Consider the following 17,662-nt stretch of genomic DNA (forward strand, 5'->3'; position numbering starts at 1 on the left):
GGGACACAATCGTGCGGCGGCAAATGTCTTAGTGGCCGCGCGCTTCCCGACATGGTCCGGATTTCAAAGCGGTTGCAGAGTCGTTCGCGCCGCGGCCTTCGCGTCGACCGCAGCACGGCTGAAGGGCATCGGCTGCATCACCCCGGCGGCCCAGGGCCAATACTGGTCGCGATAGTGCGGCGAGCGGGGATCGATCGATTGGCCGGGCAGGTTGAGCATCAGCGAATTGTCCCAGGCGCCGACGTCGATCACCTGCAGATAGCTGGCGCCGCCGCCGACCCCCCAGCCCGGGCCGGACCCGAGCCAGCGCGCCATGACGGTATAACCGTCGCCGCCCGAGCCCTCGCCCTCGATCGCCGGAAAGGCGGCGGCGATCGCGGGGATGGCCGAGAGGGGATGCCGGATCCGTATCTGATGGAGGGAGCCGTAACGCCATGCCGCGGGATCGGCGCCGAGCCGCTCGCGTGCCGAGGTCCAGGCGGATGCCAGTGCTGCATCGAGCATCGCATCGCGCGCGGCCTGCGGATCGGCGCCGAGCCGCTTGTCCGGATGCACAAGCAGGTCGAGCAGAACCGACGGTGCGATCACCTTCACCAGCGGCTTTGCCCGCGCGGGCACGATCGCGGCGAGCATGCGCTTGCTGATGTCGCGCCATGTCATCTCGAACAACGCCGCAGCGCCGCTGTCCACCGCGATCCGCGCGTCCCAGCCACGCAGCATGTCCACGGCCGGCCTGGCGGCATCGGACGGGTGTTGCGGAAGGAGCGCCAGGAACTGGCGCGCGGGGGTCGAAAGCGTGTCGTGCTGCAGGGCGACGCTGTCGGCCAGGCGATGCTTGTCCTGGCTCGCCAGCACGTCGGCGATGCGCTCGTAGCGATAGGGGTCCCGGAAGGAGAAGGCCGGGATGCGATCGCGGGGCCAGTCCGCGGGCAGGTTGTTCTGGTTGGCCGAAGCGAACCAGCCCTTGGCTGGGTTATATTCGCTCGGGAGCGATGCGAAATCGCGTGTGCCCGTCCAGTCGTACCGTCCGTCGCCGGGCACGGGCAGCAGGCCGTCCCCTTGCTTGCGTACCGGTGCGAAGCCGATGACCTGCCAGCCGGTGTTTCCCTTGACGTCGGCATAGTGGAAATTGGTGGGCGACGGATGCAGCGGGAAGGCCTTGCGCAGGCCCGCCCAGTCCTTCGCCAGGTTGATCGCGATCATCGCGAAGACGCCGTGGCCGCCCGGCTGCATCGAGATCGCAGCGAGTGCCGTCGCGCGGCGTCGCGCCGGATCGTGCGAGATCACCGGCCCCTGTTCCGCATAGCGCAGCGCCACTCGCTCGGGCGCTGTGCCCATGATCGGGATCAACTCCTCTACGCGCTCGAAGCGTTTCCAGCCTCCCTTGTGGCGGTAAAGCTCGGGATCGTCGGGATGGAGCTCCAGCACGAACAGGTCGTTCTGGTCGATGTGGAAATTGGTGCGGCCGAACGCGAACCGATCGGTGTGCCCCTGCATGATGCCCGGCAGCCCTGGGGCGCCAGCGCCGATCACGTCGAGTCCGGGCGCGCTCAGATGCGCGACATGGCGCGGGCCGAAGCCGCCGATTCCCAGGTGCGGGTCGTTCGCCAGGATCGTGCGCCCCGTTGCAGTACGCGACGGCGCGACCGTCCAGGCATTGCTCCCGGCATTCGCACCCTCGGCGGGATCCGGAACGGGCTGGTCGGGTCCGAAGGGCAGCCCACCGAGCCGCAGGACGCCCAGATCCGCGGGGCCCACCCCCGCGACATCTAGCCCCTCCGGCACGCGCATGGTCCATGCCGGGCGGAGCGGTGCGACGATGGCGTCCAGCTCGAGCAGCCCGATCGCCGCGAGCTGGGCCCGGCGTATCTCGTCGTCGACATTGCCGATCGAGCCATCGCGCGCGAGCACCAGGTCGCGGACGTCCCATGTGATCGGCGCGATGCCAAGGATCCTGTATTCGAGCGGAAGCAGCGCGGGATTGGCAATCACCTCGTCGATACGCGCGTTGATCCCCGCGACATAGGCGCGCGCGCAGGCCAGCACGTTCGGCGGCGCGCGGCGCAGCTCGGCATCCAGGTCGCCGCGATAGTGGAAAAGGCGTGCGTTTGCGTCATGCTCGACAAAGCGGGGCCCGAATACCTCCGCAAGCCGCCCCAGGTCGCTGCGATGCGCAAGGTCGATCTGAAACAGGCGATCCCGCGCGACGACATAGCCCTGTCCGAAAAACGCGTCCGGGATCGAGGTCGCGCGGACATGCGGGGTGCCGAAAACATCGTCAACGATCGTGATGGGTGCGCCGAGGCCCTGGACTCGCTGCGGTCTGGCAATCGCCGCCCCGCCCCAATTCAGCAGTGTCGCCGCGGGGGCGGAGCTGGCCACAAACGCCGCTGTCGAGCCCAGCAGGAAGGAACGACGGTTAAGCATCGGCACCCCCAGCTGTTTTGCCCCGGGGGGAAAGTAGGGCGCTTCGCGCCTGTGTCCATGGGATAGGGATTCGACGGCAATAACCAGCGGCTATTGCCGCGCGAGGGACAGGATCACGGAATAATGCTGGAGACGATGAGTTCGGCGGCCTCGTCGGCGTTCATCTGCGTTGTGTCGATGCGGATATCGGGGGCGACAGGCGTTTCGTAGCGGCTGTCGATGCCGGTGAAATTGGTCAGGGCGCCGCTGCGAGCCTTGGCATAGAGCCCTTTCACGTCACGCGCCTCTGCGACGGCGAGGGGCGTATCCACGAAAATCTCGACGAACTGGCTGTCGCCGATCAGGTTGCGCACCATCTCGCGTTCGGTGCGGAAGGGGGAGATGAAGGCCGCGATCACGATCAGCCCGGCATCGGTCATCAGGCGCGCAACCTCGCCGACGCGGCGCAGATTCTCGATCCGGTCCACCTCGGTGAATCCCAGGTCGCGGTTCAGCCCCTGGCGGATATTGTCGCCATCGAGCAGGAAGGTGTGACGGTGCATGCGGCACAGCCGCTGCTCGACCTTGTTGGCGATCGTCGACTTTCCCGCGCCAGAGAGGCCAGTGAACCATAGCACCATCGGCGTCTGGTTCTTGAGGCGCATCCGCTGTTCGCGATCGACGTCGAAATGCTGGCGGTGCGTGTTCTGCGCGCGCCGCAGGGCGAAATTGAGGACACCGGCGCCGATGGTGGCGTTGGTGATCTTGTCGATCAGGATGAACCCGCCCAGAGCCTTGTTCTCGGAATAGGGCGCAAAGATTATTGGCCGGTCGGTCGCCATTTCGGCCACGCCGATCGCGTTCAATTCCAGCGATTTCGCGGCGATATGCTCCATGGTGTTGACGCTCAGCTGATATTTGGGCGGCTGCACGGTAGCCGAGACCAGCTGGGGCCCGCATTTGAGCCAGTAGGACCGGCCGGGCACCATCGGCGCCTCGTCCATCCAGAACAGTTTCGCTTCGAACTGATCCGCGCATTGCGGCGGATCGTTCGCGGCGCAAATGGCCCCGCCGCGCGGGCAGTCGACTTCGTCGGTCAAGGTGAGCGTCACCGCCTGGCCCGCCACCGCCGCATCGAGATCGCCGTCGGCAGTCACGATGCGCGCAACGGAGGATGTGCGCCCCGCGGGCAGCACCCGAACCGTATCGCCAGGGCGTACCTCGCCGCTGACAATCAGTCCGGCAAAGCCGCGAAAGTCGAGATTGGCGCGGTTGACCCATTGGACGGGCATGCAGAACGGCCGCCCCTGATCCGCTTCCGCGTCGAGCGGCACGCTTTCCAGATGATCGAGGAGCGTCGGGCCGTCGTACCAGGGCAAGCGCATCGATCGGGTCGCGATGTTGTCGCCGCCTAACGCGCATACCGGGATCGCTGTAAACGCCTCGATTCCGGCAGTGGTGGCGAAGTCGCGATAGTCCGCCACGATCTTGTCGAAGGTCGCCCGATCGAACCCGACAAGGTCCATCTTGTTCACGGCCAGCACGATGTTGCGGACGCCGAGCAGGTGGACGAGGCAAGTGTGGCGGCGCGTCTGCGTCAATACGCCCTTCCGGGCATCGATAAGGATGATGGCGAGATCGGCGGTCGAAGCGCCCGTCACCATGTTGCGGGTATATTGCTCATGGCCCGGCGTATCGGCGACGATGAATTTCCGCCGCTCGGTCGCGAAGAAGCGATAGGCGACGTCGATCGTGATGCCCTGCTCGCGCTCCGCCGACAGGCCATCGAGCAGCAGGGCGAAATCGATCGCCTTGCTTCGGGTGCCGGTCAGTCGGGAGTCGTCCGCAAGCGTTGCCAACTGATCCTCAAAGATCGTCTTGGTGTCGTACAGCAGCCGACCGATCAGGGTCGATTTGCCGTCGTCGACGGACCCGCATGTGATGAAGCGCAGCAGCGTTTTGTTCTGGTGCTGGGCCAGATAGGCCTCGATATCGGCGTCGTTTTTGGGGACATCGACCTCCGGCGCGATCCGCGGGATTGTGTCACCGTCCGGGAAAGCCCGGGGAGGGAGGTCACCATCCATCAGAAATACCCCTCCGCCTTCTTCTTCTCCATGCTCGCGGCGGGATCGTGATCGATCACCCGGCTATGGCGTTCGGAAACGGTGCTGACGAGCATCTCGGCGATGATCTGCGGAAGCGTCGTCGCGCGGCTCTCGATCGCACCGGTCAGCGGATAACAGCCGAGCGTCCGGAACCGAATCTGCCGGTCGACAACCTCGTCTCCGGCGGCAAAGCGAAAACGATCGTCGTCGACCATCAGGATCGTGCCGTTCCGCTTCACCGTCGGTCTGGATGCGCTGAAATAGAGCGGCGCGATCACGATGCGCTCGAGATGGATATATTGCCATATTTCCAGCTCGGTCCAGTTGGAGAGCGGGAAGACGCGGAAGGTTTCACCCTCCGCTTTCCGGACATTGTAGAGGTTCCACAATTCCGCACGCTGTTTCCTGGGATCCCAGCGATGGTTGGCCGTGCGGAAGCTGAACACGCGTTCCTTGGCCCGCGATTTCTCCTCGTCGCGTCGCGCACCGCAGATGGCAGCATCGAAGCGGTGCTGGTCGATTGCCTGTTTCAGGCCCTCGGTCTTCCACATGTCGGTGTGCAGCGCACCGTGGTCGAAGGGATTGATGCCGCGTGCGAGCGCTTCGGGGTTGCGATGGACGATCAGCTCCATCCCCGCGTCAGCGGCCGCAGCATCGCGGATGCGATACATGTCGCGGAATTTCCACATCGTATCGACGTGCAGCAGCGGAAAGGGAGGGGTGGAGGGGTAAAAGGCCTTGCGCGCGAGATGCAGCATGACTGCCGAATCCTTGCCCGCCGAATATAGCATCACGGGTCGCTGCGCCTCTGCGACGACCTCCCGCATGATGTGGATGCTCTCGGCTTCCAGCCGCTCAATCTGTGTGAGGCTACGTGCCATGGACATCCCGAACTCGGCACCGACCAGTGGTGCGCGAGTGCGAGGATGGCACAGGTTGCCCGGTGGACGGCTTGCCATTCCTGCGTACTACCCAAGAGGCTTGGGGGTAGTCTCGGGGAGGAGCGTCGGTTCTAAGGACGGCGCGGGTGGATCGTCCCGCGCCGCCTGGCTTCGTCTCAATACATCGCGCGACCGCAATTATATGCCGGCACCCGGCCGGTGCCGCCGCCGATCTGGGTGCCATAGCGCACGTCGTCGCGCGCCATCGCGTTCAGATATTCCTCGATATTGGGATAGCCGTCGCCGTCCGCGTCGGCATTGGCGTCCCAGACGTTCGGATTGGTGTTGGTGAACCGGCGTTCCCACTCGTCGGGCATGCCGTCATTGTCGCTGTCGGCCTTTGCCGCACCCGGCGTGATCTGCGCCCAGCCGCCGGCTTCGGCGACGGTGGAGGGCCATTTGGACTCGAACAGATAGGGGGCCGAGTCACAGGTGCGCACATCGTCAATGTACATCGCGTCGACATTGTCGCGGCACGGCCCATCGCGGCACATGTCCGCACCGGCGAAAGCGAGCACGTCCCGCATCGCCTGCTCGGCGGTGGTCACCTGCCAGGGATAGAAGGTCTGTGCACTCGCGCCGGGACGCAGGACGTAGGCCGTGTTCTGGATCACGGCGAAGCCGTTGCGGCTGCAGTCCTGAAGCCCCGCCGGCGTCACCCCGCAGACCGTCGACGGTACGACATGTGCGATGAACCCCGCGCTGTTGAGGTAGGGATCGGTGATCGTGCTGCCGAACTGGCCGGCGATGCGGGTCCGCGGCGTGACATTGCCGTTCGAGTAGATCGCGAAACCGAACGGCTGCTGCGCGCCGTTGCTGTACAAGCCGATCAGATAGTTGCCGTCGCTGGCATTATACTTGGGTCCTCTGAGCGCGACATTGCCCATCCAGTTCGCATAGACGCTGCCGAACTGGTTCGAGATCAGGCCTGTCTCGGCGATAAAATCGTAGAGCACGTTGTTGAAGATATCGGCCTGACCCGTATTCCCCGCCGGCGGCAGGGCAATCCCGACCGAGATGTTGAGGCCGCGCTGCTCGCCATGCTGCGACAAATTGTGCGCAACCGTGACCGACGAGGCGGGCTTCAGGAAGAAGGTCTTGCAGTGCAGCGACGAGGTGTGGCCCGCGTTCAGACAGATATTGGGTCCGATGATCGACCATTGCACGGTGCAGTTCGTGCACGCCATGTCGAGGCTCTCGTCGGTCCCGAACATCGTCGATACGTGATCGAGGATCTGGTTGTTCGTGCCCGACATCCGGATCGGATCGCCATTTTCGGACGTCCGCCCGACATGCGGGCCGGTGCGCGTCCGGACGTGGCGGAGGATCATGTCGTTCCCGCCCTTGCGGGTATCGACCAGCGAATCAACGGGATTGTAGTTGGCGCCCAGCCTGAACTCGATGCCGCCCGGGGAGGTCTGTCCCGCGATGTAGATCTTCGGCACGGTGATGAAAGCCGAGGACTGCAGGACGATCGCACCCGCGACATCGAAAACGCAGTAGCGCGGCCGATTGGCGGGAATGGCGTAGGGGGTGGTCACGGCCCGAGCGAGCGCGCATTCGCGGTAGCTGATCTTGCCGTCCGCTGGCGCCTCGACATCCTCGAGCGTATTGATCTTGTAGACGACCGCATCCGGGCTGCGCACGCTGGTGAACTTGCCGAAACCGGTCGCGGTGGGGAAGGCAATCGGATGCTGCGCGCGATCGGGAATGGCGCCGTCGTCCGGATTGGCGAAGGCCGAGCCCGCGCCGCCGCCTACGGGCGCGACGGATACCGTCGTCGACGCATTCTGCGCCGCACCGGAGATGATGCAGCTCAGCTGGTATTGCGTCGACTGCGTCGGCTTGACGACGGCGGTGCCGCTGACTGGCTTTGCTCCGGTGAAGGAGGAATCGCCGCTTGCCGTGCAGGTCGAGGCACCGGTCGCGGTCCAACGCAATGTGCTCGAGCCGCCCGCCGAGATTGCCGCAGGCTCGGCGGTGAAACTGATCGCGCTGGGCGCCGAGACGGTGACGGTCGCCTGGGCGCTACCGCTGCCGGCGCTACTCGCGCACGTCATGGTGAAGGCGGTCGTTTGGGTAAGCGATACGGCCGCTGTCCCGCTGATATTCTTCGCGCCGGTAAACGCCGGGTTGCCCGAGGCGGTGCAGCTCGTGGCGTTCGTGCTGGACCATGTCAGGGTAGCGGACCCTCCGGGCGCGATCGTGGCGGGCGTGGCGGTCAGCTGGACCGTCGGCACATTGCCGTCCACCGAAAGCACATCCTGGAAAACCCAGCCGTCCGCGCCGTTTGCGAAGTCGACGAGCCACCAGATCTTCTTGCCCTGCTTGACTGGCCCGCCGATCACGGTGCCCTTCGCGCCGGCCTCCTGGGTGCCGACGCCAGTCGTAAGATCGCTCTGCATGATTCGCAGCTTGCTGGTCAGCGTCACCTGCGAGCCCAGCTGGACGGGCGCGGCGCGCGCCCCGAACACCAAGACAATACTGATCAATGCCAGAATGCCAATGATGTATTTGTATTGGCCGCGAAAAATACTCATCACAATACTCGTCATCTGTCGTCCGGGGCCGATGGAACGAGATGATTATCTTGTAATTCTTGCAAGCATACGCATGCCGAACAGCGCCCCGATTCATAGGATTCGGGCCGCCGACGATGGGCGACCTTGCTGCGGGTATCGAGAAAATACCCCAAAATAGCTATCCGGCCTGAAGATCATGTCCGAAAGGACAGGTCCTTAATTGCCAATGAAGCTATTTCCGAGCGCCGTTTTCAGTAGCGGGGAGGTGGAATCGTCGACCGAGCCCGTGGAATGTGCGACGCGAGTGCAACTACTTGCGTCCGGTTGCTGGCTTTCAGCCGGCGCATCAACTCCTTGACGTGCGCCTTGACGGTGCGCTCGCTGACCCCGAGCGCCAAGGCAATGCTCTTGTTGGTCAGTCCGCGTTCGAGCCCGTCCAGCACCTGCAACTGTCGTGGCGTACACACGAATTCGGTGACGCGCTCCGAGGCGGGGAAGATGCCCGAGTCGTATGGTGTCAGAAGCGAGAAGTCGAAAGCGGGATAGATTATCCAGCCAGCGCACGCGAAGCGGATCGCCTCAATGATCCGATCGAAAGGGGTGTCGCTGCTAAGATATACACGAATGCCCTGCCGAAGGGCCGCTGCCGCATGAGGCGGATCGATCGTGTTCGTTAGCACGATGACTACGCTCAGCCCGCCCAAGCTGCACAACGTCGTCACGATATTGGCCAAATCCGCCTCGCTGAACGGATCGGCCGCGAGATTGACGATGACGGCGTCGATGCGGTTTTTTGCGGTGAAGGCGACGGCTTCCTCAAGATTGGCGACCGCGATAGCCGATGCCACGTCAGACGCATCGCTCAACGCCGCGACCAAGCAATCCCGGGTGAGCGATCGCGGATCGACAATGAGCAGCCGAGCCTTGGACCCAGCGCCACCCGTCGGAGGAGTCGGTCTCGTACGACGCCTGGGAAGAGTGAGAATATTCCCACTGCCGGTGTCCGACGGCTGATCTGTTCTGGACATCAGCATTATGGGCGCGAACGCAAAGGAGGGGTCGCGAGGGCGGGAATCATGACTGCGCGATGCTGGGCAAGGTGCCGGCAGGGCGAATGTCATAATATGCCTTGAACTTGCTGTAATATCGCAGGCCGTCGCCGCCGGCCATCCGTGCGTGCTTGGTGTAGCTGACGCGGTTGAACACGACCCCGGTCACATCGCCGTCGAATTGCATCAGCGTCGATTGCACCAGATCCGGCGTGGTTTTGCCCCATCTCAGAACCAGCAGCACGGCATCGGCATAGCGCGATACGGAGCGCGCATCGCCGACTGCGAGAATGGGTGGCGTGATGAGGATGATCTGGTCGAAGCGTGTACGCAGCTCGTCCAGCAGGGTCTTGATTTGTGGCGAGGCCAGGACAGCGCCTGGATCCGCGCACGGCTTGCGAACGAAGATTGCCTTCAAACCGGGCGAGGCCGCGCTCGCTGCGATGATTTCATCGATCGTCGCGTTGCCACGAAGATAATCGAGCAGGTCTTTTTCATCTCCCGTCGGATCGATGAGGCCGTCGAGCCCAGGTCGTCTCAGATCGAAATCGACTACGATCGCCGATCGGAAGGTTGCGACCGCAGCGGCGGCGAGCGCAATCGAAATGGTCGTCTTTCCATCGTCGGGCAATGGAGAGGTCACGACGACGATGTTGCCGGTCGGGTTCGGCAGCAGCCGAGACAGCTTGCCTTCCATCGTTCGGATCGCCTCGGCAAAGACCGAATAGGGTCGCGAGATCACGGCGACATCGGTCGGGATTCGTTTCCGTTGTGGAACCTCCGGGATGAGTCCGAAGGTGGGAAGACCGGTGAGCGCGTGGATTTGCGCGGCGGTGCGCACATGATTGTCGGTCGCTTCCGCAACGAGCACGTAGATGAGACCGAGGATCATTGTTGCGGCAAGCGCTGCCCCCAGAATCGGCACTGGGCGCGGGAAGCTGGGCTGGGTCGGCATCAGCGCCAGGGAAGCGACGGTCGAGTCTGCCTTGACGAGATCGCCCTGTCGCAGCGTTTGTTTCAGTCGCGACAGGAGCGACAGGTAGACCGCCTGCGTCGCCGTCGCGTCTCGCTCGAGATCGAGCAGGGGCACGCTCAGCATGCCACGATCGAGCGATTGCGAACGCATACTGCCCAGGTCGCCGGACAGGGTGGATTCGCGGGCCTGCTGGGCGGTGACGTCATTGCTGAACTGTTGCCGAAGCCGATCGGTCTCGGCCGCGATTCCGCGACGGACCTGGGCGAGCTCGGCCTCGGCCTTCTGCACATCGGGATGCGCACGGCCGTATAGAGTCAACAACTGTGCCAGGCGCTGGTTGGTGGCGCTCTCTTGAGTACGCAAATCCGTAAGCAGGCCGGACATTAGCAGCCCTCCCGCGCCCGAGCCACCGCTGCGCGCGCCGGCCTCGGCGCGTGCGGCCCGCGCCGCAGCGAGTTCGGATGCCAGCCGGCTCATCTGGGCCGAATTGGCATCATTGCCGGGCCCGGGGTCGATATTGTGCTTGCTGCGATAGGACGCGATCGACCAGTTCGTGGCGAGAAGTTGCTGGCGCAGTTCCTCCACGCGGCGGCTCAGTGCCTCGGCCACGCGGCGCTGCGCGGCGCGGCGCTCGGTAATCTGGATGTCGATGTACGACGCCGTGATCTTGTTCGCGATCCGCGCAGCCTTGGCGGGGCTGGCCGAAGTCGCGGTGACGTTGATGAAGCTGGTCTGGCCGTCCTGATCGACTTTGACCGCCGCCTGCAGGCGGTCGGTGACCTTTTCGATCAATTGGGGCGGCACTGCGAGGGGCTTGTTTCCCGTTCCCGCCGATTTTGAAGCGGGCCCCGACTTCGCCGCATTCGCCAGGGACTTTCCGGCGTTGGGATTGAATTCGGGATCGTCGAAGAGCGCCAGATCGCGCACAACCTGGCGCGCGACCGATCGCGAGTTCAAAAGCTGGATCTGCGTTTCGATCTGATGCGTGCGCCGCAATTCCAGGTCGCGAATGGATGTCGGCGTCGCCGCGTCGTCGCCGCTCAGGTCGAGATCATCCGTATCGACCCGCATCACCGCCGTTGCCTGATAGCGGGGTTCGATGACCAGCAGCGCGATCACCGCAATGCCCAGCACCAGGACCATGGTCGCGAGAAGCCCGCGATACCGGCGCCGGAGCACGCGCAGAAAATCGGTGCCGACGGACGTGTCACCGTGACGGGAATCGAGGCCTCGATGGTCCTGTAGGACGGGCTCATGCATGTTCATGCTGTTCATCCTGTGGCGGCGCGCATGCTCATCCTGTGATGTACGCCCCAGATAAGCTTGTAGGCTGCGGCGTTCGGTGTCGCAGCGGCAATGAAGGATAGGGGAGAGAGAACTCCGGTCCATCGTGGTGGATCTGCCTACCACCAGATGGATGACGCGATATGGGCCGCGCTACCTCTTCCGGGGTATCTCGATATCGGAATCGGCGATTTACCGGCGGAGTGGCATGTCCTTTGGCCAGCGCGGAAGGACTTTCATGATTGCCAAGATCCCAAATCGCCGTCGACCGTCGTCATGAGCACGATGCCGCCGGATCCGTCGGTCGCCGCGGCCGTGCCGGGGGGCTCGCCACGAAGTGGAACGCTGATGCGGTTTGCGCGCAACGCCTTTCATATCGTCAGCGGTAATGCATCGGCAGTCGTGCTCGGCATGATTACCTTGGGGCTCAGCGCGCAGATGCTGGGTCCCGCGCTACTGGGCATTCTTGCGACCATCGAAGGCTATGGCCGCATGGTCGACCAGATTGTCAGGCTGGAGACGTGGCAGGCGTTGATCCGATACGGGGCCGACGCGCTCGAGAAACGGGATGGCGAGCGGTTTCGAGCGCTCGTCAAGCTCGGCGTGATCATGGATATTGTCGGTGCTTCGCTCTCCGCGGCTGTAGCGTTTATCGTGATTCCGCTGGCAGCACACTGGCTCAATTGGGACTCGGCCACCAGCATGATGGCGCGTGTCTATTGCATCGCGGTGCTCTTCGGAATTTCCTCGACCCCGATCGGGGTCCTCCGGCTATTCAACCGCTTTGCTGCCATAGCCTGGCTCGAGCCTGGCCTCGCCGCGATCCGTCTCGTCGGCGTCGCGGTGATCTGGATCCTGGACGGCTCGATCTGGGCCCTTCTGCTCCTTGGTATCGTCGTCCAATGCGCGCAGCGTCTGCTGCTCGGTTGGTTGGCCTGGCGTGAATTGAAGGTGCAGGGCTATGGCGACTTCCTCGCCGCGCCGCTCGCGCATCCGGGTGATCGCTTCCCGGGTATCTGGGGCTTCATCCTGGCTGCGAACGGCACCCTCCTGGTGCGCAAGAGCACGCAGGAGATCGATCTTCTGGCCGTTGCGGCGATCGCCGGCCCGGCCGGCGCGGGCATCTACCATGTCGTTCGCAAGTTCACGCTGGCCGCGACCAAAGCCGGGGCGATGACACAACAGGTCGTTTACCCCGACCTTGCCCGGCTCTGGGCGCGGCGCGACCTTGCGTCGTTTGCAACGACGATCCGGCAAGTCGAAGCGGTGACGGTCGCGTTCGGATTCGCGCTTGTCGGTATCATAGTGCTGGCTGGGGACCAGATCATCCGTATCATCGCCGGATCGGGGTTCGAGGATGCCACGAATCCACTGATCGTTCAGTCCTTCGCCGCGTTGCTGTTCCTTTCGGGCAGCGCATTGCGGCCCGGCCTCGCGTCTATGGGCTTGCAGGCGAAGATGATGCCAGCCGTGATCGTCTCGGCGATCGCTTTCTACGCCGTCCTGTTCACTGCTGTGCCGCGACTGGGGGTAGTGGGTGCCGGATTCGCGCACATCGCTTTCAATGCGATCTGGCTACCGGCATCCGCTATCCTGTTTACGCGCTCGCTGCGACGAGCTGCACTGGATCCGTCGCCGTCGACAAGGTGAGCCCGCGGTTTGCTGCCCAGATTGCCGCCTGAGTGCGGTTCTGTACGCGCAACTTGCGCAGGATCGCCTTGATGTGAACCTTGACCGTCGCGTCGGCGATACCCAGGCGACGGGAAATGACCTTGTTGGGATCCCCATCGAGCAGACACCTCAAGATCTCGATCTCGCGGTTCGACAGCGGAAGGCCGGTGAGGCCGGTTTCCCGCCCGCTCCACATTATCTGCGGAATGGAATGGGTCAGGGACTCGGCGACCTCCGATGGAAGGACCTTTTCTCCCATTGCGATAAGGCGCAGCGCGCCGGCCAGTGGCGCGCAGGATATGGCCTTGACGAGGTAGCCATCGACCGCTCCCGATGCGAACGCGTGCGCCACATCCTCGATATAATATTGATCCATCATCAGCACGATGCGGCTGTTGGGGTAGCGTTCGCGCAGCTCGCGGCAGGATTGAAGACCATCGTCTAGAGAGTGCGTGTCTACGATGATGACATCGCAATCCAACTGCCCGAAGTCGCAGTAGTTCGATTCCGCTGCGTCCACTACGAAACCCTGATCGATCAGGATTCGCCTCAACCCCTCGCGGATGATCTCACTCTTCCCCAAGATCGAAACATGCATCAAGTCTGACATATCGACACCCCGTTTTGTTAGGAATGCGACTCCTTTTTTTTGATTTTGATTCCGGCCCTGTGTTCATTACCCAATGTGTCCGATTTGGATCAAAAAAGCTATAGTTATAATTGCCAAAGTGCAGAAATAACTCCGAGCAATCCACAGTAGGGGTAGCATGCACCTGTCCAAACGGGCAAATAAGAATTGGTTATGTCTTGCGGCATACGAAGAATGAAACTGCAATCTTTCCAAAACTTAACATGTGTTAATTATGAAATATTGGGTGGAATAACGAAAAGTGCCGATTCAAGAATTGCATATCGAGAGGTTTTCACAACAGCGCACTTCATTTGGTCAAATCGGCGCCGGTTGGAAGGTCTGTCCGCCGAACCAGTGGAACCGCAGGCGCGTTTGAGATTCGATCGCACCGGTTGGTATTAGAGGCGTTCGGGCAAAGCTAAACGGCAAGAGCAGGCCGCTAGAACAGATCCCGTTGTGATAGCGATGCATGCCGTCTCGAAAGCCTGAGGGCGGTGTCGCTGCGAATCAGGTCATCGACCTGCTCGACAAGCCCAAGGTCGCGTCTGGGCAGATGTCGGTGGCTGGTTCACTGCGGGCCGGTGCATTTCATAATCAGATCAATCCAACTCTTGTTTACCCGCTGTAAATCGAAACGGTACGCTCCCGCTGCGGCCGCGGCACCCAGGCGTTGGCAAAGATTTTTGTCGGTCGCGAGGCGCAACATGGCCGCGGCGAGCGAGTCAATGTTCTCGGGCGGAACGAGTAGCCCGTCGACATTGTCGGTAATCATCTCGCCGGGGCCGTAGTCACAATCGAACGCGACGACGGCCAGGCCCGAACCCATCGCTTCCGCAAGGACGTTTGGGAAACCCTCATAGCGGGACGACAACACGAATATGTCGCAGGCGGTTATCCATGCACCCGGCGTGGCGCTCGCCCCAGGCAGAAAAGCGCGACCAGCCAGGCCAAGCTGGCGAACCTGACGTTCCAGTGAAGCGCGCTCCGGCCCCTCTCCGAAAATCACCAAGCGCCAATCAGGCACCTTGTCGGCGATCCCGGCAAAGGCGTCCAGCAACAGGTCGAAACCCTTCTGTTCGTTCAGGCGCCCCACCGCGATCATCGTGGGCGGCGCTGGAGAACGCGGTTCGGCTGACGGGGCGAGCATGGGATTGGGAATAACTATAGCCCGAGCGCGTTGCGTATACGGAAGGCAGATCTTGCTGCGTTCGGTCTGCATGACGATCGCGGCGGCGGTTGGATACAGTCGATGCAGCAGGATCCTCCAGATGGCATTCGACCGCTGTCGAAGCGGGTTGTTGCGCTCCGAGACGATTATCGGCGTTCCGCTGCCGATCCCGGCGAGCAGCGCAAGCGCGTTGATCTTCGTCAAAAACGACACGGCGACGTCGAAGCGTTCCTCGCGCAGGAGCCTGCGCAGCGCCCAGACGCGCCGGATCATCGAGAGCAGGCGCGCCGATCTTTTCGCGGCGATCGGCAGGGCGAGCCGCCGCAAGTGGACCTGCTCATCATATCGATGGAAGATCCTGTCGCTCGGCCGGTCGAACGTGACGATCGTTACGTCCCAACCCTCCGCCACGGCGGCGCGCGACAAGAGATCAATGATCCGCTCTGCGCCACCTGCGTCCAATGCCGCAAGAATGAAGGCAATACGCACTTTTATCCGGCCATTCTCGCACGGCAGGGCAGTTGTTCGACAAGCGACCAGGTGAGTTCGTCGAAAGAACGGATGCGCGCGTCGGCATGGTGGCTGGCGATAGGGTGAAGGCGAGGATGGATCGCCCCCGGCCGATCAATCTGGACAGTTCGCCAGCCAAGCTTGCGCGGCGCGAGAAAGTCCTTCGCGGGATTGTCCGCAACATAGACGAAAGCATCGCACCCGCCCGGGCGATACGCTTCGACCGCCTCAAAGGCCCGGATATGCGGTTTCCAATAGTCAGCGCCCCATTCGTCGGTGCAGATCATCGGGTGAATCGCGAAGCGGTCGAGCCCGAGGGCCGCGATCTTGGCTCGCTGGGCAACGGCATATCCATCGGTGATGAGTGCAAGCGCAAAGCCATGGTCGGCAGCCAGAAATGCCTCGGCGTCGGCGGCGAGTGCGATCGACGGGGGATGTGACCTGTATTTCGCGACCAGGATACCGACAAAGGCCGGATCAGGCACGATGCCGAGACGAACCAGAGTCCGATCGAACAGGCGGTCGCGTACGCCGATCTCGCGAAGGGCCTCGGCCTCGGCCTGAAAACCTGCGAGGCCTGTCTTCTGCTCAAGCCAGTTCGATATCCAGGCAATGCCGCTACGGACATAGGTTTCTTCAAGGTAGAGAGTATCGTCGAGATCCAGGACGATCGCGATGGTCATGGCTGGACGAACACCGCAGCATCGTAGCGAAGCATGACAACGTCCTCTGCCCAATCGTTGCCGGCGCTGCTCGGCATGCCCAGCCGAGCCTCGATCAGCCAACGGGCAAAGGCCGCGCCGGCATGGTCGGCCAATGGGTATCCGCCACCGAAGCGCGCATTGATTTCGAAAACATTCGCCTCCCCGTCGGGAGAGACCATCGCTTGATAGCAAAGGACACCGCGGGCGCCGGGAAGACTGGCGGCGATCCGCTCGCCGATCTCGATCAGGCGCGGTGCACGGCGTGTCACGCCTTTCTCGACTTCACCGGCGCGGACCTTGATCCGGCGATGCGGCACGACCGCCCGTAGGCGACCCGCATCGTCGATATAGATGTTGACGGTCCATTCCTCGCCGCGCAGCAGCGCCTGGACGATCATGGGTTCGTCCTCGTGCAACGGTAGGCCGGCCGGGCTCTCGACGATCGACACCGATCGCCCGGAGCTCCCGTGGCGCGGCTTGAGAAGCACGGGCCAAATCCAGCTTTCAGGGTTGTCTCGAACTTCCGCCAATGTCGCGGTGCGTGGGGTCGGTATGTCGTGCGCGGCAAAGAATCCGGCGGTTTTAAGCTTGTCGCGCGCGATGTCGATCACGGCCGGCGCGCTGGCAGAGACGTGGGCGCCCAGCGCAGCGAATCGATCATGCGCGCTGGCGAGCGGTGCGAGTTCGGGATCGATTGTCGGTACGATGAGCTGGACGTTGCTGTCGCGGCATATCGCCAGGATCGCTTCCACATAATTGTCATCGGTCACGGGTGGAACAGCAAACGCGGCATCGGCGACATGGCACGCCGCGCTCAGTTCGGGTTCCAGATCGCACGCCAGCAGGTCGAGCTCGACACCCAGCGCTTCGGCGCCGCGGCGAAACGCCTGCAGCAAGGCGACGCGCCGCCCGGCCGATGTGACGAGCATGGTCAGGTGCTTTTGTTCGCCGGATGCTTTCGTCCGGTCGATTGCCAAGTCGTGGATTCCGATCTGTGTCAGCATGTCAGATTACCTCCCGCACCAATACGAAAGCCTCGGCCGCGTGACGGTGAACCGTCGCACCGCGCAGCGCGGCCAGCGCGCGGATCGCCTCGGGCGATCGCTCGTTCGGAAAGACGCAACACTGCGATTCATAGGCGATGAAAGCCGCCAGCTTGCGATCCAGCGTCGACGCGATATCGACATAGAGGGTCGGCGCGAAAATCGGCTCGATATAGGGCGCAGACCAGTTCGTTTCCGACAGGGTCTCGTACGCGAGGATTGTGCGTGGGTAGGTCGCCTGACGCGGCCGTGCGGCGACCATCGCGGAGCGGAACACCAATTGGTGGTCGAGATGGATATCGCCGACGAACGGCACGAAGATCGTATCGGGCATCGTCGCGTCGATCAGGGCGCCCATCGCCGCGTTGAGATCGGCATGCCGAATGCCGTCGAGCTCAGCCGCGGGGAGATCAAGATAATGGGTGGAGCGGACACCGAGCAGCGCGTGTGCCGCGGCAGCTTCGGCGCGCACTTTCTCGACCCCGTCCCGATCGTATCTCGGCGGTTTGCCTTCGGTCACGATCGCGACCTCGACGCTGGAGCCCATCTCGGCGAGTCGCGCCATGGTGCCGCCGCAACCCAGAACCTCGTCATCGGGATGCGGCGCGATGACCAGGACGCGTCCGGCGGCGCGAGGGAAGCCGTCCATCGA

At 63.1% G+C, this 17,662-nt stretch carries 12 protein-coding genes; 1 reads left to right on the forward strand and 11 read right to left on the reverse strand.

The window, feature by feature from the left end:
- Window positions 1-63: 63 nt before the first annotated feature.
- The 6 genes from IAG41_RS03075 to IAG41_RS03100 form a co-directional block, all read right to left on the reverse strand.
- Window positions 64-2,427 carry a penicillin acylase family protein gene (locus IAG41_RS03075; RefSeq protein WP_187727094.1) on the reverse strand — a complete coding sequence of 788 codons (2,364 nt, stop codon included), beginning with the start codon at window positions 2,425-2,427 and terminating at the stop codon, window positions 64-66.
- A gap of 113 nt (window positions 2,428-2,540) precedes the next feature.
- Entirely contained in the window at window positions 2,541-4,490 is a 1,950-nt protein-coding gene (cysN, locus tag IAG41_RS03080; RefSeq protein ID WP_187727095.1) for a sulfate adenylyltransferase subunit CysN, read from the reverse strand.
- The gene (gene cysD, locus IAG41_RS03085) at window positions 4,490-5,392 is read right to left on the reverse strand and encodes a sulfate adenylyltransferase subunit CysD (protein WP_187727096.1); all 903 of its coding nucleotides are present in this window, start codon (window positions 5,390-5,392) and stop codon (window positions 4,490-4,492) included. The genes cysN and cysD overlap by 1 nt, the downstream gene beginning before the upstream one ends.
- 176 nt (window positions 5,393-5,568) lie before the next feature.
- Window positions 5,569-7,992: a hypothetical protein gene (locus IAG41_RS03090; RefSeq protein ID WP_187727097.1), complete on the reverse strand. Its 2,424-nt coding sequence runs from the start codon at window positions 7,990-7,992 to the stop codon at window positions 5,569-5,571.
- A gap of 233 nt (window positions 7,993-8,225) precedes the next feature.
- Window positions 8,226-8,822: a DNA-binding response regulator gene (locus IAG41_RS03095; RefSeq protein WP_222950464.1), complete on the reverse strand. Its 597-nt coding sequence runs from the start codon at window positions 8,820-8,822 to the stop codon at window positions 8,226-8,228.
- A 226-nt stretch (window positions 8,823-9,048) separates the two neighbouring features.
- Window positions 9,049-11,388, reverse strand: coding sequence for a GumC family protein (locus tag IAG41_RS03100; protein ID WP_187727099.1), 2,340 nt, complete (start codon window positions 11,386-11,388; stop codon window positions 9,049-9,051).
- A gap of 24 nt (window positions 11,389-11,412) precedes the next feature.
- On the opposite strand from IAG41_RS03100, the gene IAG41_RS03105 reads away from it, so the two are divergent.
- Window positions 11,413-12,933: a lipopolysaccharide biosynthesis protein gene (locus IAG41_RS03105; RefSeq protein ID WP_187727100.1), complete on the forward strand. Its 1,521-nt coding sequence runs from the start codon at window positions 11,413-11,415 to the stop codon at window positions 12,931-12,933.
- Here the strand turns inward: IAG41_RS03105 and IAG41_RS03110 are convergent.
- The 5 genes from IAG41_RS03110 to IAG41_RS03130 form a co-directional block, all read right to left on the reverse strand.
- Window positions 12,881-13,564, reverse strand: a complete 684-nt coding sequence (locus IAG41_RS03110) for a LuxR C-terminal-related transcriptional regulator (RefSeq protein WP_187727101.1) — start codon at window positions 13,562-13,564, stop codon at window positions 12,881-12,883. The genes IAG41_RS03105 and IAG41_RS03110 overlap by 53 nt on opposite strands.
- A gap of 589 nt (window positions 13,565-14,153) precedes the next feature.
- Window positions 14,154-15,242 (reverse strand): glycosyltransferase family 4 protein, encoded by a 1,089-nt coding sequence (locus IAG41_RS03115; protein WP_187727102.1) that lies wholly within the window; start codon window positions 15,240-15,242, stop codon window positions 14,154-14,156.
- A gap of 2 nt (window positions 15,243-15,244) precedes the next feature.
- On the reverse strand, window positions 15,245-15,946 hold the full coding sequence (locus tag IAG41_RS03120; protein WP_187727103.1) for an HAD family hydrolase: 702 nt from the start codon (window positions 15,944-15,946) through the stop codon (window positions 15,245-15,247).
- A complete protein-coding gene (locus IAG41_RS03125) occupies window positions 15,943-16,971 on the reverse strand; it encodes an ATP-grasp domain-containing protein (RefSeq protein WP_262408431.1) in 1,029 nt (342 codons plus the stop codon). Before IAG41_RS03125 ends, IAG41_RS03120 begins: the two co-directional genes overlap by 4 nt.
- 1 nt (window position 16,972) lies before the next feature.
- Window positions 16,973-17,659 carry a PIG-L deacetylase family protein gene (locus IAG41_RS03130; protein WP_187727104.1) on the reverse strand — a complete coding sequence of 229 codons (687 nt, stop codon included), beginning with the start codon at window positions 17,657-17,659 and terminating at the stop codon, window positions 16,973-16,975.
- Between the last annotated feature and the right edge of the window lie 3 nt (window positions 17,660-17,662).

It is taken from the genome of Sphingomonas sp. JC676 (genome assembly GCF_014489075.1).
Lineage (GTDB): Bacteria > Pseudomonadota > Alphaproteobacteria > Sphingomonadales > Sphingomonadaceae > Sphingomonas.

Excerpts from the sequence above, each read along its gene's own strand:
- IAG41_RS03075 (WP_187727094.1), bottom strand. The coding sequence starts at position 2,427 with ATGCTTAACCGTCGTTCCTTCCTGCTGGGCTCGACAGCGGCGTTTGTG.
- cysN (WP_187727095.1), bottom strand. The coding sequence starts at position 4,490 with ATGGATGGTGACCTCCCTCCCCGGGCTTTCCCGGACGGTGACACAATC.
- cysD (WP_187727096.1), bottom strand. The coding sequence starts at position 5,392 with ATGGCACGTAGCCTCACACAGATTGAGCGGCTGGAAGCCGAGAGCATC.
- IAG41_RS03090 (WP_187727097.1), bottom strand. The coding sequence starts at position 7,992 with ATGAGTATTTTTCGCGGCCAATACAAATACATCATTGGCATTCTGGCA.
- IAG41_RS03100 (WP_187727099.1), bottom strand. The coding sequence starts at position 11,388 with ATGGACCGGAGTTCTCTCTCCCCTATCCTTCATTGCCGCTGCGACACC.
- IAG41_RS03105 (WP_187727100.1), top strand. The coding sequence starts at position 11,413 with ATGGATGACGCGATATGGGCCGCGCTACCTCTTCCGGGGTATCTCGAT.
- IAG41_RS03110 (WP_187727101.1), bottom strand. The coding sequence starts at position 13,564 with ATGTCAGACTTGATGCATGTTTCGATCTTGGGGAAGAGTGAGATCATC.
- IAG41_RS03120 (WP_187727103.1), bottom strand. The coding sequence starts at position 15,946 with ATGACCATCGCGATCGTCCTGGATCTCGACGATACTCTCTACCTTGAA.
- IAG41_RS03125 (WP_262408431.1), bottom strand. The coding sequence starts at position 16,971 with ATGCTGACACAGATCGGAATCCACGACTTGGCAATCGACCGGACGAAA.
- IAG41_RS03130 (WP_187727104.1), bottom strand. The coding sequence starts at position 17,659 with ATGGACGGCTTCCCTCGCGCCGCCGGACGCGTCCTGGTCATCGCGCCG.